The organism is Arthrobacter sp. Sr33 (genome assembly GCF_054511195.1).
Genome location: NZ_JBTNDD010000002.1, coordinates 211,696 through 232,544 on the forward strand (window position 1 = coordinate 211,696; position 20,849 = coordinate 232,544).

A 20,849-nucleotide genomic window follows, 5' to 3' on the forward strand; every position below is an offset into this window, starting at 1 on the left:
GTCCATGGACACCCCCGAGGAAATCCTCCCGGACCGACTCCTGGACACGTTCCGGGAGCGGGCCGCCGGCTACGACGCACGGAACGAGTTCTTCCACGCGGATCTGGCCGATCTCCAAGCCATCGGCTATCTCGCGTTGATGGCACCCGTGAACGACGGCGGCCGGGGGTTGGGCGTCGCAGCGGTTGCCGCGTGCCAACGGCGGCTGGCGTCCGCGGCACCCGCCACCGCCCTGGCCATCAACATGCACCTGGTCTGGACCGGGGTGGCCCTGATGCTGCAACGCCTGGGGGACCACTCCCTGGGTTTCGTCCTGCAGGAGGCCACCCAGGGGGAGCTGTACGCCTTCGGACTCTCCGAGCCGGGCAACGACGCCGTCCTGTTCGACTCCTTCACCACCGCCACACCACAGGCCGACGGCGGGTACTCGTTCACCGGAACCAAAATCTTCACCAGCCTCGCACCCGCGTGGACGCGGCTCGGAATTTTTGGCAAGGCCACCACACCCGACGGCGCCGGGGAGCTGGTGCACGGAATCGTGACCCGGGGGACCGCAGGGGTCCACACGGTCGAGGACTGGGACACCATGGGCATGCGGGCCAGCCAGTCACACACCACCCGGCTGGACGACGTCGTCGTACCCGCCGAACGGATCTTCAGGCACCTCCCGGTCGGCCCCAACGCAGACCCCCTCGTCTTTGCTATCTTCGGGGTCTTCGAGACGCTGCTGTCAGCGGTGTACACGGGGATTGGCGACCGGTCGCTGACCCTTGCCATCGACTCGGCCCGGCAGCGCACCACCGGTCGCGACGGCGTGGCCCTGTCGCAGACGCCCGAGGTGCGCTGGCAGATCGCCGATGCCGCAATGGCCCTCGACTCACTCGATGCCCAGCTACGGTCTGTGGCGCGGGACCTGGACGAGGGTGCAGATCATGGGAGCCAGTGGTTCGCCAAGCTGGTGGGCCTCAAGCTGCGGGCCACCGCCGTGGCCCGGCAGGTCAACGACGCGGCAATGCACCTTGCCGGCGGGCGCGGCTACCAGGCTGGTAGCGAAATCGGCAGGCTCCACCGTGACGTGCTGGCGGGCCAGTACCATCCGTCGTCCACCGAGTCGGCTCACCGCACGGTAGCGACCGCCTGGTTGGGTCCGCAGGGGGACAGTTAGGGCCCCCGGCTGCTAGGCCGTGCGTTCCACCCGGAGGACCTTGCGCCGCATCCAGTACCGGCGTCCGCCACCGATGTAGATGCAACTGCGTTCCAGTTCCCATTTGCCGTACTCGGCGTGTTCGGTCAGCGCCTGACGGGCGGCGTTCACCGGTTCGCCCGCGTTGACGGTCAACACCAGATACTCGTACCGGCGTTCGACGTCGCGCCGGGGCGCCGTCGTTGCGTTCAGAAATTGTTCTCGCATTTCCCTCCAATTTTGATCACTTTACCGATAACGTCTACCCATGAGTATTGATCCGCGTGTCGCGCTCCAAACCCTGGTTTCGGCGCTTGAGGAGCATCTTAACGCTGCCGCATCCCGGCGCGGGGACGAGGATCCGGCCGTTGAGGCCGCCTACCTGGCCATCGCCGACGCCTTCGACACCTATGAGGAAGTCCTCTACGACGCCCACGGGGAAGTGACGCCGCTGGTCATCTATGAAGACGGCGACGACGACGACGAATCCGACGAGTCCTAGGACTGGGCCGACACTTCGTCGAGCACCGCGGAGATTTGCGCGGGGAGCGGGTCCTGCCCCGCTGACAGGACATCCTTGAGCTGGTGGCTGGTCCGCGCACCGGTCATCGCGGCAGCCACCGTCGGCCGGTGCAGTACCCACCGCAGCGCCACTTCCAGTGGCGCCAGATCCAGGCCTTTGGCGGCGGTGACCAGTGCCTCGGTGATCCGCTGCGGCCGTCCCGTGAGATACGGCTCCACGTAGGGCGCCCAGAGGTCCGATGCCGCCCGCGAATCCGCCGGGGTCTGACCCCGGTACTTTCCGGTCAGGACCCCACGACCCAGTGGCGCCCACGCCACCAGGCCCACCCCGAGGGCCTCCGCGGCAGGTGTCGCCTCCCGTTCCACGGTGCGGTTCAGTAGCGAGTATTCAGCCTCGTGCGCCGTCAACGGGAAACCAGCTGTGGCCGAGGCGAGGGCAAGTTCCCAACCCGCTTGGTTGGAGACGCCCACGTAGCGGGCCCGCCCCGTCCGGTAGGCCAGTTCCAGTGCCCCGAGGGTCTCATCCAACGGAACGGCATCAAGGCGGGCCGGGGCCAGCCACAGGTCCACGTGATCGGTTCCCAGCCGGGCCAGGGAAGCATCAAGGGAATCGAGGAGTCCCTTCCGGGACCCGTCAGCGCGCCGCACCCCGCCGTGCTGGCGTGCCGACCCACCCTGGACGGCAAGAACCAGCTCGGACCGGGCGACGGTATCGCCGATCAGGTCCCCGAGCATCGCCTCCGCCCGGCCATCCGAGTAGCGGGCGGCGGTCCCCACCAGGGTGCCGCCGGCCTCGGTGAACAGACGAAGCTGTTCCCGTGCCGTCTCCTCATCCGCGTCCTGCCCCCAGGTCATTGTGCCCAATCCCACACGGGATACCGTCAGACCGCTGCTACCCACGTTTTGCCACTGCATACGGTAAGCCTAAAGCCTCGGGGAGGGCTGTCGCCTACCGGAGGTTGACGGCTGAGTACTCTAAGGTCTTACTTGTGAATTGGATCGAAGCTGCCATCCTGGGCCTGGTGCAGGGCCTGACGGAATTCCTGCCCATCTCCTCAAGCGCCCACCTCCGGATTGTCGGCGAGTTTCTACCGAACGCCCAGGACCCAGGCGCCGCGTTCACGGCGATCACCCAACTTGGCACTGAAACCGCCGTGGTGGTGTTTTTCTGGCGCGACATTGTCAGGATCATTCGGGCCTGGAGTGGGTCGCTCGTCGGGAAAGTACCCACCAGCGACCCGGATGTGAGGATGGGTTGGCTCGTGATCCTCGGCAGCCTCCCGATCGGTGTGCTGGGGCTGCTCTTCCAGGACCAGATCGAGAGCACCCTGCGCAGCATGTGGCTGACCGCCACCATGTTGATCGTGTTTGGGCTCATCCTGGCGGTGGCGGACGCCGTCGGAAAGCAGAACCGGTCCCTGGACCAGTTGACGTACCGGCACGGCATCTTCTACGGCTTCGCCCAGGCGCTGGCCCTCATCCCGGGCGTCTCCCGGTCGGGCGGCACCATCACCGCCGGCCTTTTCATGGGGTACAACCGCGAAGCCGCAGCACGCTATTCGTTCCTGCTGGCCATTCCTGCCGTGTTTGCCAGTGGCTTTTTCCAGTTGTTCAAGAGCATCGGCGAGCCGGGCCCCTACGGGCTGGGGGAGACGGCACTGGCCACCGGTATCGCCTTCGTGGTGGGGTTCATCATCATTGGCTGGTTCCTGAAGTTCGTCTCCACCCGCAGCTACGGCCTCTTCGTCTGGTACCGCATCCTGCTGGGCCTGGCCCTGTTCCTGCTCCTCGGATTCGGCATCATCAACCCCTGATTCCCCTGTCAGCAGAACGTCTGGGGCGGATCGCTGGTCGGCTCACCGCTGCAAGGAACGTATTGTAGAAGTGTGATTGCGTGGAACTCTCGACCTATTCCTGTCCTGCCCGGCGAAAGCGCCGATATCGGCCTGTATGACACCAAGCAGCAGCAGTACGTTACGCTGCCGACGGACTCCCGGCATGGCCTCTACGTCTGCGGGATCACACCCTACGACGCCACCCATATGGGCCACGCCGCGACCTATGTGGCATTCGACCTCCTGAACCGCCTCTGGCGTGACTCAGGCGCCGTCGTGAACTATGTCCAGAACGTCACCGACATCGACGACCCGCTGCTGGAGCGGGCGGCCGCCACGGGGGTGGACTGGACTGATCTCGCCACGCAGCAGACGGATCTGTTCCGCGAGGACATGTACGAGCTCAACGTGATCCCCCCGGACCACTACATTGGGGCGGTCGAATCGATCGAGTGGATTGTCCCGGTGATCGAATCACTGCTGAAACGCGGCATCGCGTACCCCGTCGCCGGCGACGGGGCGGAGCCCGACGGCGACATTTACTTCTCCGTGGATGCAGCGTCCGCATCGCTGACAGGACCGGAGGCCTGGTTCCTGGGCGCCGTTTCCCACCTCGGCCAGGAGGAGATGACCGGGCTCTTCGCCGAACGCGGCGGGGACCCTGCCCGCCCCGGGAAGAAGCATCCGATGGACCCCCTGCTGTGGCGGGTGGCTCGGGCCGGTGAGCCTGACTGGGACGGCAACACCCTCGGCAGGGGCCGGCCCGGCTGGCACATCGAATGTGCAGTGATTGCGCAGCGGTTCCTCGAACTGCCGTTCACCGTGCAGGCAGGCGGCTCTGACCTGGTATTCCCCCACCATGAGATGAGCGCAGCCCACGCGGAGGCAGCAACCGGCACGCCTCTGGCCAGGCATTACTCGCACGCCGGGATGGTCGGCCTGGACGGCGAGAAAATGAGCAAGTCCCGCGGCAACCTGGTGCTGGTGTCGTCCCTGCGCAGGGACGGCGTGGATCCGGCCGCGATCAGGCTGGCCATTCTCAACCACCATTACAGGTCGGACTGGTCATGGACCGACAAGGTGATTCCCCGTGCCCAGGACCAGCTGTCCAGCTGGCGGCTTGCACTGGGATCGGCGACTGAGGAATCGGCTGCCGCACTGACCGCTGAGCTCCGTGCAGCGCTGGCCAACGACCTCGACGCCCCCGCGGGGGTGGCAGCTGTGGACCGTTGGGCCGCCGAAGCACCCATCTCCGGCGGGACAGCTGACGGTGCCGCCGGCGTGGTCGACGCACTGGATGCGCTGCTCGGCATCAGGCTGACCCGCTAGAGGGGTCCACCGCCCGGACCCTAGTTCAGTCCTTGCGACGCTTTTTCAGGTACCGCTCGAATTCCCGGGCAATCGATTCCCCGCTCGCCTCGGGCAGGTCGGCGGTGTCCTTGGCTTCTTCCAGTTGCCGCACATAGGCGGCCACCTCGGGGTCTTCGATAGCCAGCTCGTCAACACCGCGCTCCCACGCCTCAGACTCTTCGACCAGCACGTGCATGTCCAGGGACAGGTGCAGCATCTCTTCGAGCCGGTTGAGCAGGGCAAGCTGCGCCTTGGGGGACGGGGACTGCCCCACATAGTGCGGTACGGCCGCCCACAGTGACAGCGTCGGAATGTCGGCCAGCAAGCCCACCTCACTGAGCACTCCGACTATCCCGATTGGACCCTCATAGGTGGACGGTTCAATGTCGAGGTTCTCCCGCACCAGATCATCATCCGAGGTGACCGTGACCGGGATGGGCCGGGTGTGCGGCACATCCGCGAGCAGAGCCCCCACCAGGATGATGCAGTCAACATTGAGTTCTTTGGCCGAGGCAATCAGTTCGGCTGTGTACGCACGCCACTTATAGGACGGTTCCACACCGTGCACCAGGATGAGGTCCACATTCGTCTCGGGGACCGGGGCCTTGCTGATCCGCGTGGTGGGCCACTTGATTTTGCGCCGGCCCTGGGCATTCCGGCTCACCACCGGGCGGGTGAACTGGAAATCGTAGAACTCGTCAGCGTCGATGCTGGCAACCTTCTCGCTGCCCCAGTACCTGCCCATGAATTTCAGCGCGTCGCTAGCCGCTTCGCCGGCGTCATTCCACCCCTCGAAGGCGGCAAGCATGATCGTCACCCGCCGGTCGGGGGAACCACTGTCCTGGAAAAGGCCACGAATTCCGGGCTGGACGCTCTCATCAAAGGTACTCACCACTTCACCCTAAACCTCCCCGCGCGGTGTTGGCAGCTATTGACTGCACCTTCGCGCAGAGCCAAAGCGGCCGCCGGGCATTAGCCTCCCCGTAGACTGGGGGTATGGCTAATTCCGATCCCAGTACAGTTGCGTCCATTTCCGGGCACGCCACCCACGACGACGACGACGGCCTCCAGGCAGTCCTCTGGGACATGGACGGGACCATCGTCGATACCGAGCCGTACTGGATCCAGGCCGAAAAGGATCTGGTCGCGAAGCATGGCGGCACCTGGTCCACCGCCGACGCCGAAGCCCTGGTGGGGCAGGCGCTGTCCTTCTCGGCGGGGGTCCTGCAACAGGCCGGCGTTGAGCTGGAAATCCGCGAGATCATCGACCACCTGACCACCGAGGTCCAGACCCGGGTCGCCGAAGCTGCGCCCTGGCGACCAGGAGCCGTCGAGCTGCTGGCCGAGCTGAAGGCGCAACACATTCCGTGCGCCATGGTCACCATGTCCGAGGGGCCCCTCGCCGCTGAGGTGGCAAGTCAGCTGCCGGCTGGGACGTTCGAGTTCCTGGTCACCGGGGACATGGTGCGGCGGGGAAAACCCGATCCAGAGGCCTACCAGCTGGGGTTCGACTCCCTCGACGGATCGAGGGGCACGCTATCCAAGCACCGGGTGGTCGCGATCGAGGACTCCCTTCCGGGCGCGACGTCGGCTGGAGCCGCCGGACTGGTGACGCTGACCGTACCCCACATGATGCCGCTCCCGACCGATCGGGGCTGGTATCAATGGCCCACCCTGAGGCAGAAATCCGTGGCTGACCTCAACCGGCTGGTCCTCGACCACGCGGCGTCGCTCACCGAGCCAGCCGTCCCGGCAGAGTCGGCCTCGCGGTGACCTCACCCGAGGCTCCTGGGCTGCAGCGGCGGGAGGGAATTTCCCTGGGGCGGCTTTGGGGGATTCCCATCGTTCTGGCCTGGTCCTGGTTCGTCATCGCCCTGTTTGTGGTGGTGGTCTTCGGCCCGCAGGTGGCCCGCGCCTTTCCCGGGATCGGGGCCGGAGCCTACGGCGTGGCCCTCGGGTACGCGCTGCTGCTCGCCGCGTCAGTGCTGGTCCACGAGCTCGCCCACGCGCTGTCAGCCCGGGTCTTCGGCTGGCCGACCACGCGCATTGTGCTCAACCTCTGGGGCGGGCACACCCAGTTCGAAAACTTCAACGCCAGCCCGGGCCGCTCGCTGATCGTGGCGCTGGCCGGCCCGGCGGCGAACTTTCTCCTCGCCCTCGCTGGCTGGTTGGCGGTCCCACTCTTTGAACCCCAGTCGGTAGGCCGCCTGCTCGCTGACATTTTCGTGTGGGCAAACCTGTTGGTGGCCGTGTTCAACGTGCTGCCGGGCCTGCCCCTCGACGGCGGACGAATTGTTGAATCTGCTGTCTGGAAGGCTACCGGCAATCAGGACAAGGGCACCGTGGCGGCGGGCTGGGCTGGCCGCGTCATCGTGATCCTGCTCGTGGTTGCCGTCCTCGGACTTCCCTTGCTGGCCGGAGGGACGCCCGACCTGATGGTGGTCATCATCGCAGCGGTGATGGGTGCGTTCCTTTGGATGGGTGCGACGGCGGCCATCAACAACGCCCAGATGCGGCTCCGCCTCCCGGCGATCAGTGCTGGCCGGTTGAAGCAGCCAGCCTTCAGCATCCCGGCCGGAACCACCGTGCAAACGGTCAGGAAACTCGTCCGGGACAACCCGGGGGCGGCGATTGTCCTGACCGGTGCGGGCGGACAACCCGAAGCAGTAGTCGATACCGGCGCCCTGCTCAGCGTCCCGGACGATGCGGCCGAGACCACACCGATCAATGCGGTGGCCCGGGCACTCTCTCCCGGGGCCTACGTGCCGGAAGCAGCCGTTGGCCAGGAACTGGTGCAGTTCCTGGCCAAGCTGCCCGGCAGCGAATACGCGGTCATCGACCGGATGGGACGGGTCACCGGCCTGCTCCACCAGTCGACGGTGGTGTCGGCGATCACCGGCAAACCCTTCCCCGGCCAAAATTCCTGACCTGCCGCCACCGACGTGTGCGTGCTCTACCCCCAATAGCTAAGGACGATCGTTGATGAACACCCCCGGAAGCACCCCCGCGGAACACCCTCCCCATGGTGCAGCCGTCCGCCGAGGCCCTTTCCGTGCAGGGGAGCGTGTGCAGCTGACCGACGAGAAGGGCCGCATGAACACCATCACGCTGACCCCCGGCGGCGCGTTTCACACCCACAAGGGGTTCCTGCTCCACGATGGGCTGATCGGTTCCCTGGAAGGGACTGTTCTCACCAACACCAGCGGCCAGCTGTATCAGGCGCTGCGCCCGCTCCTGTCGGACTTCGTGCTCTCCATGCCCCGCGGCGCAGCAGTGGTCTATCCCAAGGATGCCGGCCAGATCATCACCATGGCCGATATCTATCCGGGTGCGCGAGTGGTGGAAGCCGGGGTTGGCTCCGGTGCCCTCTCCATCTCGCTGCTCCGCGCCGTCGGTGATGCCGGTTACCTGCATTCATTTGAACGGCGGGCCGAATTCGCTGACATTGCGCAGGGAAACGTCGAGACCATTTTCGGTGGGCCCCATCCGGCCTGGAAAATCACCCTGGGCGATTTCCAGGAGCAGGTAGTCGAGCAGGAGGAACCCGGCAGCGTTGACCGGGTGGTTCTCGACATGCTCGCACCCTGGGAATGCCTCGACGCGGTAGCCACCGTCCTGGCGCCGGGCGGGGTGTGGATCAACTATGTTGCAACGGTGACGCAGCTGTCCCGCACCGCCGAAGCCATCCGGGCTGATGGGCGTTTCACCGAACCGGACGCCTGGGAATCGATGGTCCGTGGCTGGCACCTGGAAGGGCTCGCCGTCCGACCCGACCACCGCATGGTCGCGCACACCGGCTTCCTCCTGATCACCCGCCGGTTGGCGCACGGGGTCACCGGTCTGACGACCAAGCGGCGCCCCTCGAAAACGGATTTCAGCGCAGAGGATCTGAACGCCTGGACACCCCAGGCTGTGGGTGAGCGTGAGGTTTCGGACAAGCGTCTGCGCCGGGTGGCCCGCGATGCGAGCTCCACGATCCAGCGCGGCGCGCTACCCGCTGACGAGGCGCAGGCCCGTCGTGACCAGATCGCGGACGCTGCCCGTGAGGCGGACGGGCCGACAGAAAGCTAGGGCCGAATGCTACCCGGGGCGGCGACTATCAGGAATAACCCGGCTCACTGCGCTATGGTCGAATGAGAGCATTAATCGAGCACTGAAGGTGGGCGATACGCATGGCTGACTTCGAGAACGTAGACCCTCCGGAACTGTCCGTTGCCGCCCCGCCCGAGGCCGGGGCGGGGGCGAGCCAGCTCGCTGCGACTCAACGGCAACTGAACGTCCTGCGGGACCGGCTGCGCAACATTGACCGGCAGTTATCGTCTGCGGCCCAGAACAACACCAAGCTGGTTGCCGCCCTGGAGGCGGCGCGTGCCGAAATTGTCAGGCTCAAGGGGGCCCTCGAGAACGAAGGCGCCACCCCGTTCAGTTTCGGCACCATCATCGAACTCAATGCGCTGCGGCCCGGCGACGCGGCGTCCGCCGCGTCCCAGGACAGTGCTGACATTCTGCAGTCCGGCAGGAAGCTGCGGGTCGCGATCAGCCCGCTGGTCAATCTGGCGCAACTGATGCCCGGCCAGGAAGTACTGCTCAACGAATCCCTGACCATCATCGCGGGGCTGGGGTTCGAACGCTCCGGCGAGCTGGTGACCGTCAAGGAACTCCTGGGCTCCGACCGCGCCCTGGTTATCGGGCGGGCGGATGAGGAGCGGGTGGTCAGGCTCAACGGTCCGCTCCAGTCCGAGCGGATCCGTGTTGGTGATGCGCTCTCGGTCGACAACCGGTCCGGCTACGCACTCGAAAAGGTCCCGCGCAGCGAGGTTGAGAACCTGGTGCTCGAAGAGGTCCCGGACATCGCGTACGAGGACATCGGGGGACTCGGGCCGCAGATCGAGCAGATTCGCGACGCCGTCGAGCTTCCATTCCTGCACCCTGACCTCTACCGGGAACACGGTTTGAAGGCACCCAAAGGCATCCTGCTCTACGGTCCGCCCGGTTGCGGCAAGACCCTGATCGCCAAGGCCGTCGCGAACTCGCTCGCCGCGCGTGCCATTGAACGCACCGGGTCCACCGAGACGCGCAGCTACTTCCTCAACATTAAGGGACCCGAGCTGCTGGATAAGTATGTGGGGGAGACCGAGCGCCACATCCGGCTGATCTTCGCCCGGGCCCGCGAGAAGGCTTCGGACGGCAGCCCGGTGGTGGTGTTCTTCGACGAGATGGATTCCCTGTTCCGGACGCGGGGTACCGGCGTCTCCTCGGACGTTGAAACGACTATCGTTCCTCAGCTCCTCAGTGAGATCGACGGCGTCGAAAAGCTTGAGAACGTCATCGTGATTGGTGCCTCCAACCGGGAAGACATGATCGACCCGGCCATCCTCAGGCCCGGCCGGCTGGACGTGAAGATCAAGATCCACCGCCCCGACGCCGAGGGTGCAGCCGAGATTTTCGGCAAGTACATCACCGAGAACCTGCCACTGCACGACGACGACCTCAACGAGTACAGCGGCAGCCGCGCAGCAACCGTGCAGGCAATCATCCGGCGCACGGTCGAAAAAATGTACTCCACCGAAAAGTCCAACGAATATCTCGAGGTCACCTACGCAAACGGTGACACCGAAATGCTCTACTTCAAGGACTTCAACTCCGGCGCTGTCATCCAGAACGTGGTGGACCGGGCCAAGAAGTACGCCATCAAGGATCTGCTCCTGGACGGCCAGAAGGGCCTGCGCATTGAGCATTTCCTCCGGGCCGTCGTCGACGAGTTCCGTGAACATGAGGATCTCCCCAACACCACGAACCCCGATGACTGGGCCCGGATTTCCGGCAAGAAGGGGGAGCGGATCACCTATATCCGCACCATCGTGCAGGGCAAGGCTGGGCAGGAGCCAGGGAAGACCATCGAAACCACGCCCAATACCGGACAGTATCTGTGACACCAGCCGGACACCACGCCGATCCGTCAGTCCTCGACCCCGAACGGTTTTCCGCCCACCGCGTGATGGGCACCGAAACCGAGTACGGAATCATTGCGCCGTCGATTCCGGACGCCAACGCCACAGTCCTGTCGTCCCAGGTGGTGAACGCCTACGCGGCGACCCTGCGGGAGGGTCTCGGCAACCTCGCCGGCACCCGCTGGGACTACACGGATGAGGCACCCCTGGCTGACGCCCGCGGGTGGCAACAGGTGCGGCACGCAGCCGATCCATCCCAGCTGACCGACAGTCCGCCGATCCTCACCGCCGAGCAGGTTGCCCTGGTCGATGCGGCGCTCGACGACGTCGGCCCGCTGGACTCGGCAGTCCTGATGAACCTGGTCCTCAACAACGGGGCACGGCTGTACGTCGATCACGCCCATCCCGAATATTCCTCGCCCGAGGTGACCAACCCGCTGGACGCCGTCCTGTGGGACCGGGCCGGCGACTCCGTGGCGCTGGCAGCCATGCGCCGGATCGCCGCCACCCCGGGCTTCGCTCCAGTCAACCTGTATAAAAACAACACCGACAACAAGAGCGTGTCCTACGGGTCGCATGAAAATTATCTGGTGCCCCGCAGCGTGCCCTTCAACCACATCGCAGCGGTGCTGATTCCGTTCTTCGTCTCCCGCCAGACAATCTGTGGCTCAGGCCGGGTAGGAATCGGCGCCTCCCATCAGTCACCCGGGTTCCAGCTCAGCCAACGTGCCGACTTTTTCGAGAACGAGATCGGCCTGGAAACGACCGTCCGCCGACCCATCATCAACACCCGGGACGAGCCTCATGCGGTCGCCGAAAAGTACCGGCGGCTCCATGTAATCATCGGCGACGCCAATCTGAGCGAAATTTCGAACTATCTGAAGATGGGGACCACCTCCCTGGTGTTGTCCCTGATCGACAGGGACAACGCGCCGATTCCCGAGATCCAGGACCCGGTCCGGGAGCTGCAGGCGGTCAGCCACGACCCCACGCTGAGTCACCGCATCAGGCTGGCAGACGGCCGGTCGGTGACCGCCCTGGACCTGCAGGAAATCTACCTCGACGCCTGCCTGACGGAATCGGACCGGCAGGGTGGAACCGATCCGCAGAGCGCCGACGTGTTGCAACGCTGGGGCGCCCTCATCGATACACTGCGCCGGGACCCCTTCGACGCCGCACACCAACTTGACTGGGTGGCAAAGCTCAAAGTGCTCGAGGCGTATCGCAGCCGCGACGGAATGGCCTGGGATGACCCCCGCCTGGCCCTGGTGGACCTGCAGTACTCCGACCTCCGACCAGAGAAAAGCATCTACCACCGGCTCAGCGCCCGCGGCCAGATTGACCGATTGGTCACCGATGAGCAGGTGAACGCCGCCGTGTCCCACCCGCCCGAAGACACCCGGGCCTACTTCCGTGGCCGCTGCATCAGCAGTTTTCCCCGCGAAGTGGTCGGTGCCAGCTGGGACTCAATCATCTTCGAGTTGCCGTCCCAACGTCGGCTGCAACGAATCCAGACCCGTGAGCCCCTCCGGGGAACAGCTGCCCTCACCAAAGAGTTGTTCGCTGCATCGGCCGACGCCGAAGAATTTGTTGCGCGGCTTTTGAGCAGGCCACAATCCAACATGGCACCATAGACATCACTAGGTTTTGCGCATCACATCCTCAGCAATGAAAGGTGCCAGCCATGGCTACACAGGACCGCAGGAATACCGGGTCACGGCCCGAGCAGCAGGACGAACAGCAGGACACTCCGGCCCCGGACACCGGCGGAGCACCCGAGGGCGGCGCACCCACTGCACAGACCCAGGGGGTCGATGATCTGCTGGACGAAATCGACGGGGTGCTCGAATCCAACGCCGAAGAATTTGTCCGCGGCTTTGTCCAGAAGGGCGGCCAGTAACCTTAATGATTCCGGAAGACGCTACCGCGTCGATTGGCCGTGCAGCCTCCACGTCGTTCAGCGGGTATCTGGGGTCGAACCACCCCGATCTGCTGCCCTCCAGCCGGTCGGCCGGAGGGTTGACCCCGGCCAGCGCCGCGACGGTGGCGCCGCACGCCACCACCATCGTGTCCATGACCTACGCTGGCGGCGTCCTGATGGCCGGTGACCGGCGCGCCACGATGGGCAACATTATCGCCAGCCGGCACATCGAAAAAGTCTTCCCAGCCGACATGTTCTCCGTACTCGGCATTGCTGGTAGCGCCGGAATAGCGCTCGACATCATGCGGCTCTTCCAGGTGGAGCTTGAGCACTACGAAAAAATCGAGGGCACCCTGATGAGCCTCGATGGCAAGGCCAACCGGCTGGCAGCAATGATCCGGGCCAACCTCCCACTCGCGCTGCAGGGGCTGGCGGTCGTCCCCCTCTTCGCCGGCTTCGACACCGTCCAGCGGGTCGGCAGGCTCTTCTCCTACGACGTGACGGGCGGTCGCTATGAGGAGCAGGAACACCACAGCGTCGGTTCCGGCGCCGCCTTCGCCCGGGGCGCCCTGAAGAAGCTGTGGAAACCGAATCTCGACGAGGACCGCGCGGTTCGGGTCGCCGTCGAATCCCTCTACGACGCGGCCGACGACGATTCGGCGACCGGCGGCCCCGACGTCGTCCGCCAGCTGTGGCCGGTGGTGTACACGGTCAATAGTGCTGGCGCCCGCCGGATTCCGGAGCGGGAGCTGGCGCTGGCTGCTGCGCAGGTCATCGACTCGCGCTCGGTGGCAGGACGAGAGGCATGAGCATGACACAACAGTTCTACGTTTCGCCTGAGCAGCTCACCAAGGACCGGGCCGATTTTGCCCGGAAAGGGATCGCCCGCGGACGATCGGTGGTGGTGCTCAGTTGCCGCGATGGGATTGCACTGGTCGCCGAGAACCCCTCACCGTCCCTGCACAAGGTGGGCGAAATCTATGACCGCATCGCTTTCGCCGCCGTGGGGAAGTACAACGAGTTCGAGAGCCTCCGCCAGGCGGGTGTCCGCTACGCCGATGTGCGGGGATATTCCTACGACCGGGAAGACGTCACCGCCCGCGGGCTGGCCAGTGTCTACGCCCAAAGTCTTGGCGCAGTGTTCACCGCCGACAGCAAACCCTTTGAGGTGGAGCTGGCCGTCGCCGAGGTAGGGCCCCGCACCGACGCTGACCACCTGTACCGCCTCACGTTCGACGGTTCGATCGCCGACGAACGACGGTTCATCGTGATGGGCGGGCAGGCGGATGCCGTCGGTGACGCCCTGACCGATCAGTGGGACGCCGAGCATAGTTTCGCGGAAGCGGTCAGGACCGCGGTGGATGCGCTCCGGCACGGCGGCGGCGCGACCGGCGCTCCCCGGACGCGCCTCAACCCCGACACCCTTGAGGTTGCAGTCCTGGATAGGGACCCGCTGACCACCCGCGGCGCCCGGCGGGCGTTCCGGCGGATCCTTCCCACCGAAGTGGGAGACATGCTGGGCTTCGGGAAGGACGGCCTCTGATGGACCGCCGGATTTTCGGCATCGAAACGGAATTCGGCATCGCCTACTCGGGGCCCAACTCCCGCCCGCTGTCACCCGAGGAGGTGGCCCGGTATCTGTTCCGCAAGGTGGTCAGCTGGGGACGCTCCTCCAACGTGTTCCTCACCAACGGGTCCCGGCTGTACCTGGATGTCGGTTCCCACCCCGAGTACGCCACGGCAGAGTGCGACGACGTCGCCCAGCTCATCGCGCACGACCGGGCCGGCGAGCTGATCCTGGAGGATCTGGTGGCCGAGGCGCAGCGCAGGCTCGCGCAGGAGGGCTACGACGGACGGGTGTACCTGTTCAAGAACAACACCGACTCGGCGGGGAACTCCTACGGCAGCCACGAAAACTACCTCATTCCCCGGAAGCTCGAGTTCAGCCGGCTGGCCGACATCCTGATCCCGTTCCTCGTCACCCGGCAGCTCCTGGTCGGTGCCGGTAAGGTCCTCAAAACCCAGACCGGCGCGCTTTACGCCTTCTCCCAGCGTGCCGACCACATTTGGGAGGGCGTGTCGTCGGCCACCACCCGGTCGCGGCCCATCATCAACACCCGGGACGAGCCGCACGCCGACGCCGAGTACTACCGCAGACTCCACGTCATCGCCGGCGATTCCAACATGTCCGAGACCACCGCCCTCCTGAAAGTAGGATCGGTTGACCTGATCCTGCGGATGATCGAGGCGGGCGTCATCATGAAGGATTTCCGGCTGGAAAACCCGATCCGCAGCATCAGGGAAATTTCCCACGATCTCACCGGACGCCAGCCGTTGAAGCTGGCTAGTGGACGCACCATGTCCGCGCTCGACATGCAGCAGGAGTATCTGGCGCGGGTGCGCCAGTTCGTGGAAACGAACGGGGCCCACACCCCGCATGTTGAACGGATCCTCGAGCTGTGGGGGAGGACCCTGCAGGCAATCGGCACCGGCGACCATCGGCTCATCGACCGTGAGATTGACTGGGCCATCAAGAAGAAGCTGATTGACAGCTACCGGGACCGGCACAGTCTTGGCCTGGAGTCCGCGAGGGTGGCACAACTGGATCTCACCTATCACGACATTTCCCGGGAACGCGGCCTGTATTTCCTGCTCCAGCAGCGGGGGGAGACCGAGCGCGTGGTCACCGACGTCGACATCAAAAATGCCGTGGACATTCCACCGCAGACCACCCGCGCGCGGCTCCGGGGGGAATTCGTCCGACGCGCGAAGGACGCCAACCGGGACTTCACCGTCGATTGGGTGCATCTGAAGCTCAACGACCGCGCCCAGCAAACCATCCTGTGCAAAGACCCCTTCCAATCGGTCGACGAACGGGTCGAAGCGCTGCTCGCCCAGCTGTGAATCCCCGGTGAAACTGCTCGACGGGAGAAACCACCGGCCCTAAACCGTTACGCTGGATAGGTTCATTCACGAAAAATGGCCAGCTTCCTGCGGCCCCCACGGCACGCGCCACCGATCACCTGCGAAAGAAGCACCGTGCGAAAAGCTCTCACCCTTGCTCTGCCCGTCCTGTTAGTGCTGTCCGCCTGCGGCGGTGATACCGGCGACGCTGAACTGAAGACCGCCGGTGACGCCGCGATCCTTGAATCCGTCCGGGTTGAGGGCGGCTCCGATGAGGAAGCTCCCGAGGTGACCTTCGAATCACCGCTGGACGTGACCGGCCCCGCCGCTGCCACGATCACCGCCGGCGACGGCGAGCCAATCGCCGACGGCGACCGCGTCTCCTTCCACCTGGTGGGTCTGAACGCCGAGGACGGCTCAGTCCTCGGCGACACCTATTCCGCCGAGCCGCAGACCCTCGACCTGATCGAGAAACTGCAGGAAGACGACCCTGAACTCTACGAAGTGCTGGTGGGCACCACCATCGGGTCGCAGATCGCCTACACCAATGTGATCGAAGGCCAAGAGCCCCAGCAGCTGATCGTGATGCAGGTACTCAGTGCCGAGGCAGCACCACCGGTGCCCGAGGTGCTCAGCCCCGAAGCCGTTGAAGAGCTCGACGCCGACGGCCAGCTTCCCACCTTCACGTTTGACGACGACGACGCACCTGTCATCGAGATTCCCGACAACGAACCCTCAGATGACCTGGTCATCAAGGTTCTCGAAGCCGGCGACGGTGAAGTGATCACCGAAGAAGACACCATCGCTGCCAACTATGCCGGGTGGCGCTGGGAAGACGGAGAGCAGTTCGACTCCAGCTACCCCGGTGGTGAGCCGATCGAGTTCCCGCTTTCCGGCGTCATCGAGGGCTGGACCAAGGGACTGGCCGGCCAGACGGTCGGCAGCAAAGTCCTGCTCGTCATCCCCGCACCGATGGGCTACGGGGATCCTGCCCCGGAGGGACGCCCCTCCGGCACCCTGGCGTTCTACGTAGAAATCGTCGAAAAAGTGACGGCCGAGTAATTCCGGTCGCCCCCGCCAACCACCACCACTTAGAGGAGAAATATGTCTATCGGATCCAACGGCACCGCCCGCACCAAGCCCGAAATTGAGTTTCCCGGCACCGACGTACCTACCGAACTGGTCATCTCCGACCTGATCGAGGGCTCCGGCGAGGAAGCCAAGGCTGGCGACACCGTCTCCGCCCACTACGTCGGCGTCGCCTTTTCCACCGGCGAGGAATTCGACTCGTCCTGGAACCGCGGTGCACCACTCGACTTCAAGGTCGGCATTGGCCAGGTCATCCAGGGCTGGGATCAGGGCCTCCTCGGAATGAAGGTTGGCGGCCGCCGCCGGCTGGAGATCCCCGCCAATCTGGCCTACGGGGACCGTGGCGCTGGTGGAGCGATCGCCCCCGGTGAGTCCCTCATCTTCGTCGTCGATCTGATGGGTCTGCGCTAACCGGGACACGCACGTCATGAGGAGGGCCGGGGCGCAGTGTGCCCCGGCCCTCCTCATGCGGGTACTCTTTCCAACGTGTCAGCTAAACGAACCGAACGCCTTCTCTCCCTGGTCATGCTGCTGCTCTCCACCCAGCGCGGCTACTCCAAAGAGGAACTGTTCCACGAAATAGAGCTCTACGGTGGGGCGCCCACCCCCGCCGCCCGGGAAAAGCTCTTCGACCGGGACAAGGCCATGCTGCGTGAACAGGGCATCCCCGTCCAGTCGTTCAGCGACGACCCGGCGTTCGACCACGACAACTCGATTCGGCGTTACCGGATCGACGCCGCCGAATACCGTCTCCCGGCGGTCACCTTCACCACCGAGGAGTCTGCTGCGCTGACCCTCGCCGCCGGGATGTGGGATGTAGCCACCCTCGACTCGGCCGCCGCCCGGGCGCTGCGGAAGCTCCAGGATCGCGGCGCTGCCCGCGAGGACGCAGCCGCCATGCTCGTGGAACCGCGCATCCGCACCAACGAACCGCACTGGGATGAGGTCTGGCGCGCCACCACCTCCCGCCGGCCCATCTCGTTCGGCTATCGCGCGGCGAGCACCGGCAGGGAGGAACAGCGACAGCTTCAGCCCTGGGGCATGGGTAGCCGCTACGGGCACTGGTATGTGGTTGGCCGTGACCTCGACCGGGCTGAGGAGCGGTATTTCAGGCTCTCCCGCATCACCACCGCGCCAGTCCTGCTCGATGGATCCTTTGACGTCCCCGAAGATTTCACGATGCTTGCCTCGCTGGCCTCCCTCGACCGGGCCCGCGAGCCGTTCGAAGCGGTGGTCGCTGTCCGGCCCGACACCTGCCACCTGTTGCGTACCCGACGCGGTGCGCAGAGCGACGGTGCCAGCGACGGCTGGGACCTGCTCCGGTTTCCGTACGGTGACACCGGCGAAACCGCAGCCGATATTGCAGCCTTCGGCCCGCGGGCGCGGGCGATCGCACCGCCGGAGCTGGTGGCCCTGACGGGGGAGCAGCTCACCCAGGCCGCCGCTACCCAGGACGGGCCGTTCCCTGACCTCGAGTTCACCAAGGCAGCGCGCCGACCGGCCCGCCCCAAGACCTCGGCTGATGCTCATTTGCGCCGCCTCCTCGACCTGGTGCCGTACCTGCTCGATCATCCCGGCGCGGACATGGATGAGACGGCCGCCCACTTTGGCGTTACCCGCACGCACCTGGCCGCCGACCTCGAGCTCCTGTTTGTCAGCGGCCCCCGCTACTACCCGGATGGGCTGATCGAAGTCAGCCTCGACGAGGACCGGATCTTCCTCAGCAATGCCGACAACCTGGCCGAACCGCTCCGCCTGAACCTTGATGAGGCCTGCACCCTCATCGTCGGCCTGGATACCCTCCGGCGGCTACCGGGACTGGACCCGGGCTCAGCGGCAGCCACCGCCCACGCCAAGCTCACACAGGCGGCCGGCGACGCCGGCCGTGCGGGCAGTGCCATCGCCGCGACCCTGACCGAGGAAGCGGTCGGGTCAACCCTTGAAACCGTCCAGGAAGCCCTCCGGTCCCGGGTCCGCCTGGAACTGACCTATCTGGTGCCCACACGGGACGAGGTTACCCAGCGCACCGTCGAACCGATCCGGGCATTTTCCCGGCACGATAGCTGGTACCTCGAGGCGTGGTGCACCAGCGCCCGGTCGGTCCGGAACTTCCGCCTCGACCGGATGCAGGCCGTCAGACTCACCACTGATCCGGTGGACGCCGGGCGGCAGCCCGAAGCCGACGGCGACGGCGACGACGGCGTCCTGTTCCGGCCAACGCCCGGCGATGAGCTTGTCACCTTGCTGCTGCACCCGCCGGCCCGATGGGTGGCTGAACACTACGCCGCCGAGCGAACCCAGGAACTCGCTGATGGCCGCCTTGCTGCGGAAATCAGGGTGGCCACCACGGGGTGGATTCCTGGCCTTATCAGCAGGTTGGGGGGAGCTGCCGCTGTCGCCGGTCCCGAGTCACTTCGACGCGAGTGCTCGGTGTGGTTGGCTGCGGCCCTGGCGAACCGTCCCTGACCTCGGTCGAGGCGGGTCCAGCTGTCCCCGCTGCCGTCCCGGCTCCCTTAGACTTGGGGGTATGCCTTGGTGGACGTGGATTGTGATTTGGGTGGCCCTGCTGGCGCTGACCCTGTTGGTACTGGCCGCGCTCGGTTACTTCCTGTTCCGGAAGGTCAAGGCCCTCCTCAAAGAGGTTGAGCACGCCAGCGAGGTGCTGGACCGGACGACCAACCCGCCCACCAGCGCGGACGGAGCCGTCAGGGAGCCCAGCATCGCGGTCTTCAGGGATCCGGGAACGGTCCGGGACGAAGGCGCCGAGGCCAAGGCACTGCGGGTCGCCTACCGCCGGGAACGCCGGATTCGGCGCAGGGTTGGCCGCGGACAGCCGGTAAGCCTTCGAGACCTCCCCCACGTGTGACACCCCAACCGGGGCATCACCTACCAGCGTCACCCCGGTTGAGAACTATGAAAGGATTTCATTATGAGACCTGAAGGTTGGGCACTAGTTGCCATCATTGTCGTCGCCCTGCTGCTCTTCGGTGCCCCGAAGCTGCCCGGACTGGCCCGCAGTGTTGGCCAGTCGTTGCGGATTTTCAAGTCCGAGGTGAAGCAGATGAAGGACGACAACCCGAACGACGCATCCGAACCGGGTTCCCCGGTTGAAGGACGCATTGTTCCTCCGGCGCGCACCGCCACCGACCAGCCGGAGCAGACCGGGACGGCCGCACCTGGACAGCACAATCCACCAGGGTCAGCCGATCCGACCTCCCGCACACCCTAGGGTAAGCGGGCGGTGCCAAAGGTGGGCGGCAGGAGCCGCAAATCCAACCCCGAGGGTCGGATGGCCCTCGGGGAGCACCTGAAAGAGGCCCGAAACCGGCTGATCAAATCGGGCATTGCACTGGTGGTGGCCACCGTTGTTGGTTTCTTCATCTACAACCCGGTCCTCACAGCTCTCTCCGAACCCATCCTGGACCTCAACGCCAGGGAGGGCAGGGAAGCCGTCCTGAACTTCGACGGGGTCGCGTCACCATTCGACCTTCTGGTTCAGGTCTCGGTCTTCATCGGAATCATCCTGGCCAGCCCCGTCTGGCTCTACCAGTTCTGGGCCTTCATTACCCCCGGGCTGAAGACCAAGGAGCGCCGCGTGGCGCTCTCCTTCATCGCCGTCGCGGTTCCCCTGTTCCTGGCGGGCATCTACCTCTCCTGGCTGGTGTTGCCGAACGCGGTGCGGGTCCTCACCGACTTCACCCCCAGCGGGTTCTCGAACATCATCCTGGTGACTGCCTACATCACGTTTGTGCTGCGCCTGATGCTGGCGTTCGGTATCGCCTTCCTTTTGCCGGTGGTCCTGTTCGGATTGAATCTGGTGGGGATCCTCACTGGCAAACAAATCCTCAAGGCCTGGCGGATCACCGTCTTCCTGATCTGCGTCTTCGCGGCGATGGCCGCACCGGGCGGCGACGCCCTCGGCATGCTCTACCTGGCGGCACCCATGCTGGTGTTGTTCTTCATTGCCATCATGCTGTGCCTGCTCAACGACAAACGCCGCGATCGCCGGCGGGCCGCCCAGGACGCCGAGGTGGAGGCCAGCGCCGACACAGCATCCGACCTGGACGGACTCTGACGTCCGCCCCGGCTGGTTG

General features: G+C 65.4%; 22 protein-coding genes. 19 read left to right on the plus strand and 3 right to left on the minus strand.

All coding sequences use genetic code 11. The features are described from left to right. Positions 1–4: 4 nt before the first annotated feature. Positions 5–1,165: an acyl-CoA dehydrogenase family protein gene (locus ACX80T_RS03875; RefSeq protein WP_459303752.1), complete on the plus strand. Its 1,161-nt coding sequence runs from the start codon at positions 5–7 to the stop codon at positions 1,163–1,165. A 12-nt stretch (positions 1,166–1,177) separates the two neighbouring features. Here the strand turns inward: ACX80T_RS03875 and ACX80T_RS03880 are convergent, their stop codons facing one another. Further along, positions 1,178–1,411 carry a DUF5703 family protein gene (locus ACX80T_RS03880; protein WP_019482699.1) on the minus strand — a complete coding sequence of 78 codons (234 nt, stop codon included), beginning with the start codon at positions 1,409–1,411 and terminating at the stop codon, positions 1,178–1,180. 40 nt (positions 1,412–1,451) lie between these two features. Between ACX80T_RS03880 and ACX80T_RS03885 the strand changes: the two genes are divergently transcribed. Then, a complete protein-coding gene (locus ACX80T_RS03885; RefSeq protein ID WP_116777799.1) occupies positions 1,452–1,685 on the plus strand; it encodes a hypothetical protein in 234 nt (77 codons plus the stop codon). Here ACX80T_RS03885 and ACX80T_RS03890 read toward each other — a convergent pair. Further along, positions 1,682–2,620, minus strand: coding sequence for an aldo/keto reductase (locus ACX80T_RS03890; RefSeq protein ID WP_116777800.1), 939 nt, complete (start codon positions 2,618–2,620; stop codon positions 1,682–1,684). The genes ACX80T_RS03885 and ACX80T_RS03890 overlap by 4 nt on opposite strands. Before the next feature lie 74 nt (positions 2,621–2,694). On the opposite strand from ACX80T_RS03890, the gene ACX80T_RS03895 reads away from it, so the two are divergent. After that, positions 2,695–3,519, plus strand: coding sequence for an undecaprenyl-diphosphate phosphatase (locus tag ACX80T_RS03895; RefSeq protein ID WP_019482702.1), 825 nt, complete (start codon positions 2,695–2,697; stop codon positions 3,517–3,519). A 72-nt stretch (positions 3,520–3,591) separates the two neighbouring features. Then, positions 3,592–4,869, plus strand: a complete 1,278-nt coding sequence (gene mshC, locus ACX80T_RS03900) for a cysteine--1-D-myo-inosityl 2-amino-2-deoxy-alpha-D-glucopyranoside ligase (protein WP_459303753.1) — start codon at positions 3,592–3,594, stop codon at positions 4,867–4,869. A gap of 25 nt (positions 4,870–4,894) precedes the next feature. On the opposite strand, the gene ACX80T_RS03905 is transcribed toward mshC, so the two are convergent. Continuing rightward, entirely contained in the window at positions 4,895–5,749 is an 855-nt protein-coding gene (locus tag ACX80T_RS03905; RefSeq protein WP_237742118.1) for a PAC2 family protein, read from the minus strand. A gap of 137 nt (positions 5,750–5,886) precedes the next feature. Between ACX80T_RS03905 and ACX80T_RS03910 the strand changes: the two genes are divergently transcribed. The 15 genes from ACX80T_RS03910 (at position 5,887) to tatC (ending at position 20,830) form a co-directional block, all read left to right on the plus strand. Next, positions 5,887–6,663 (plus strand): HAD family hydrolase, encoded by a 777-nt coding sequence (locus ACX80T_RS03910; protein WP_459303754.1) that lies wholly within the window; start codon positions 5,887–5,889, stop codon positions 6,661–6,663. After that, positions 6,660–7,817, plus strand: coding sequence for a site-2 protease family protein (locus tag ACX80T_RS03915; RefSeq protein WP_459303755.1), 1,158 nt, complete (start codon positions 6,660–6,662; stop codon positions 7,815–7,817). The genes ACX80T_RS03910 and ACX80T_RS03915 overlap by 4 nt, the downstream gene beginning before the upstream one ends. Before the next feature lie 55 nt (positions 7,818–7,872). Continuing rightward, positions 7,873–8,961, plus strand: coding sequence for a tRNA (adenine-N1)-methyltransferase (locus tag ACX80T_RS03920; protein ID WP_083850890.1), 1,089 nt, complete (start codon positions 7,873–7,875; stop codon positions 8,959–8,961). Positions 8,962–9,062: 101 nt separating this feature from the next. Next, a complete protein-coding gene (arc, locus tag ACX80T_RS03925; protein ID WP_459303756.1) occupies positions 9,063–10,823 on the plus strand; it encodes a proteasome ATPase in 1,761 nt (586 codons plus the stop codon). 65 nt (positions 10,824–10,888) lie between these two features. After that, entirely contained in the window at positions 10,889–12,475 is a 1,587-nt protein-coding gene (gene dop / locus ACX80T_RS03930; protein ID WP_459303884.1) for a depupylase/deamidase Dop, read from the plus strand. 50 nt (positions 12,476–12,525) lie between these two features. After that, positions 12,526–12,741, plus strand: a complete 216-nt coding sequence (locus tag ACX80T_RS03935; RefSeq protein ID WP_019482710.1) for a ubiquitin-like protein Pup — start codon at positions 12,526–12,528, stop codon at positions 12,739–12,741. A gap of 5 nt (positions 12,742–12,746) precedes the next feature. After that, on the plus strand, positions 12,747–13,571 hold the full coding sequence (gene prcB, locus ACX80T_RS03940) for a proteasome subunit beta (protein WP_019482711.1): 825 nt from the start codon (positions 12,747–12,749) through the stop codon (positions 13,569–13,571). Positions 13,572–13,573: 2 nt separating this feature from the next. Then, a complete protein-coding gene (prcA, locus tag ACX80T_RS03945; protein WP_026041065.1) occupies positions 13,574–14,305 on the plus strand; it encodes a proteasome subunit alpha in 732 nt (243 codons plus the stop codon). Then, positions 14,305–15,666 carry a Pup--protein ligase gene (gene pafA, locus ACX80T_RS03950; protein WP_019482713.1) on the plus strand — a complete coding sequence of 454 codons (1,362 nt, stop codon included), beginning with the start codon at positions 14,305–14,307 and terminating at the stop codon, positions 15,664–15,666. Before prcA ends, pafA begins: the two co-directional genes overlap by 1 nt. Before the next feature lie 135 nt (positions 15,667–15,801). Beyond that, positions 15,802–16,728: an FKBP-type peptidyl-prolyl cis-trans isomerase gene (locus ACX80T_RS03955; RefSeq protein ID WP_162148043.1), complete on the plus strand. Its 927-nt coding sequence runs from the start codon at positions 15,802–15,804 to the stop codon at positions 16,726–16,728. Positions 16,729–16,770: 42 nt separating this feature from the next. Further along, positions 16,771–17,166, plus strand: coding sequence for an FKBP-type peptidyl-prolyl cis-trans isomerase (locus ACX80T_RS03960; RefSeq protein ID WP_019482715.1), 396 nt, complete (start codon positions 16,771–16,773; stop codon positions 17,164–17,166). 75 nt (positions 17,167–17,241) lie between these two features. Then, positions 17,242–19,221: a helix-turn-helix transcriptional regulator gene (locus ACX80T_RS03965; RefSeq protein WP_459303757.1), complete on the plus strand. Its 1,980-nt coding sequence runs from the start codon at positions 17,242–17,244 to the stop codon at positions 19,219–19,221. A 61-nt stretch (positions 19,222–19,282) separates the two neighbouring features. Further along, complete coding sequence (locus ACX80T_RS03970; protein ID WP_026041066.1) at positions 19,283–19,621, plus strand: hypothetical protein; 339 nt, start codon at positions 19,283–19,285, stop codon at positions 19,619–19,621. A 63-nt stretch (positions 19,622–19,684) separates the two neighbouring features. Then, positions 19,685–19,984, plus strand: coding sequence for a Sec-independent protein translocase subunit TatA (tatA, locus tag ACX80T_RS03975; protein WP_459303758.1), 300 nt, complete (start codon positions 19,685–19,687; stop codon positions 19,982–19,984). A gap of 60 nt (positions 19,985–20,044) precedes the next feature. Continuing rightward, complete coding sequence (gene tatC, locus ACX80T_RS03980; protein ID WP_019482719.1) at positions 20,045–20,830, plus strand: twin-arginine translocase subunit TatC; 786 nt, start codon at positions 20,045–20,047, stop codon at positions 20,828–20,830. Positions 20,831–20,849 lie beyond the last annotated feature (19 nt).

What these genes read in the sequence shown, in the direction of transcription:
- ACX80T_RS03875 (WP_459303752.1), top strand. Translation starts at nt 5, where the DNA reads ATGGACACCCCCGAGGAAATCCTCCCGGACCGACTCCTGGACACGTTC.
- ACX80T_RS03880 (WP_019482699.1), bottom strand. Translation starts at nt 1,411, where the DNA reads ATGCGAGAACAATTTCTGAACGCAACGACGGCGCCCCGGCGCGACGTC.
- ACX80T_RS03885 (WP_116777799.1), top strand. Translation starts at nt 1,452, where the DNA reads ATGAGTATTGATCCGCGTGTCGCGCTCCAAACCCTGGTTTCGGCGCTT.
- ACX80T_RS03890 (WP_116777800.1), bottom strand. Translation starts at nt 2,620, where the DNA reads ATGCAGTGGCAAAACGTGGGTAGCAGCGGTCTGACGGTATCCCGTGTG.
- ACX80T_RS03910 (WP_459303754.1), top strand. Translation starts at nt 5,887, where the DNA reads ATGGCTAATTCCGATCCCAGTACAGTTGCGTCCATTTCCGGGCACGCC.
- ACX80T_RS03920 (WP_083850890.1), top strand. Translation starts at nt 7,873, where the DNA reads ATGAACACCCCCGGAAGCACCCCCGCGGAACACCCTCCCCATGGTGCA.
- arc (WP_459303756.1), top strand. Translation starts at nt 9,063, where the DNA reads ATGGCTGACTTCGAGAACGTAGACCCTCCGGAACTGTCCGTTGCCGCC.
- dop (WP_459303884.1), top strand. Translation starts at nt 10,889, where the DNA reads ATGGGCACCGAAACCGAGTACGGAATCATTGCGCCGTCGATTCCGGAC.
- ACX80T_RS03935 (WP_019482710.1), top strand. Translation starts at nt 12,526, where the DNA reads ATGGCTACACAGGACCGCAGGAATACCGGGTCACGGCCCGAGCAGCAG.
- prcB (WP_019482711.1), top strand. Translation starts at nt 12,747, where the DNA reads ATGATTCCGGAAGACGCTACCGCGTCGATTGGCCGTGCAGCCTCCACG.
- prcA (WP_026041065.1), top strand. Translation starts at nt 13,574, where the DNA reads ATGACACAACAGTTCTACGTTTCGCCTGAGCAGCTCACCAAGGACCGG.
- pafA (WP_019482713.1), top strand. Translation starts at nt 14,305, where the DNA reads ATGGACCGCCGGATTTTCGGCATCGAAACGGAATTCGGCATCGCCTAC.
- ACX80T_RS03960 (WP_019482715.1), top strand. Translation starts at nt 16,771, where the DNA reads ATGTCTATCGGATCCAACGGCACCGCCCGCACCAAGCCCGAAATTGAG.
- ACX80T_RS03970 (WP_026041066.1), top strand. Translation starts at nt 19,283, where the DNA reads ATGCCTTGGTGGACGTGGATTGTGATTTGGGTGGCCCTGCTGGCGCTG.
- tatA (WP_459303758.1), top strand. Translation starts at nt 19,685, where the DNA reads ATGAGACCTGAAGGTTGGGCACTAGTTGCCATCATTGTCGTCGCCCTG.
- tatC (WP_019482719.1), top strand. Translation starts at nt 20,045, where the DNA reads ATGGCCCTCGGGGAGCACCTGAAAGAGGCCCGAAACCGGCTGATCAAA.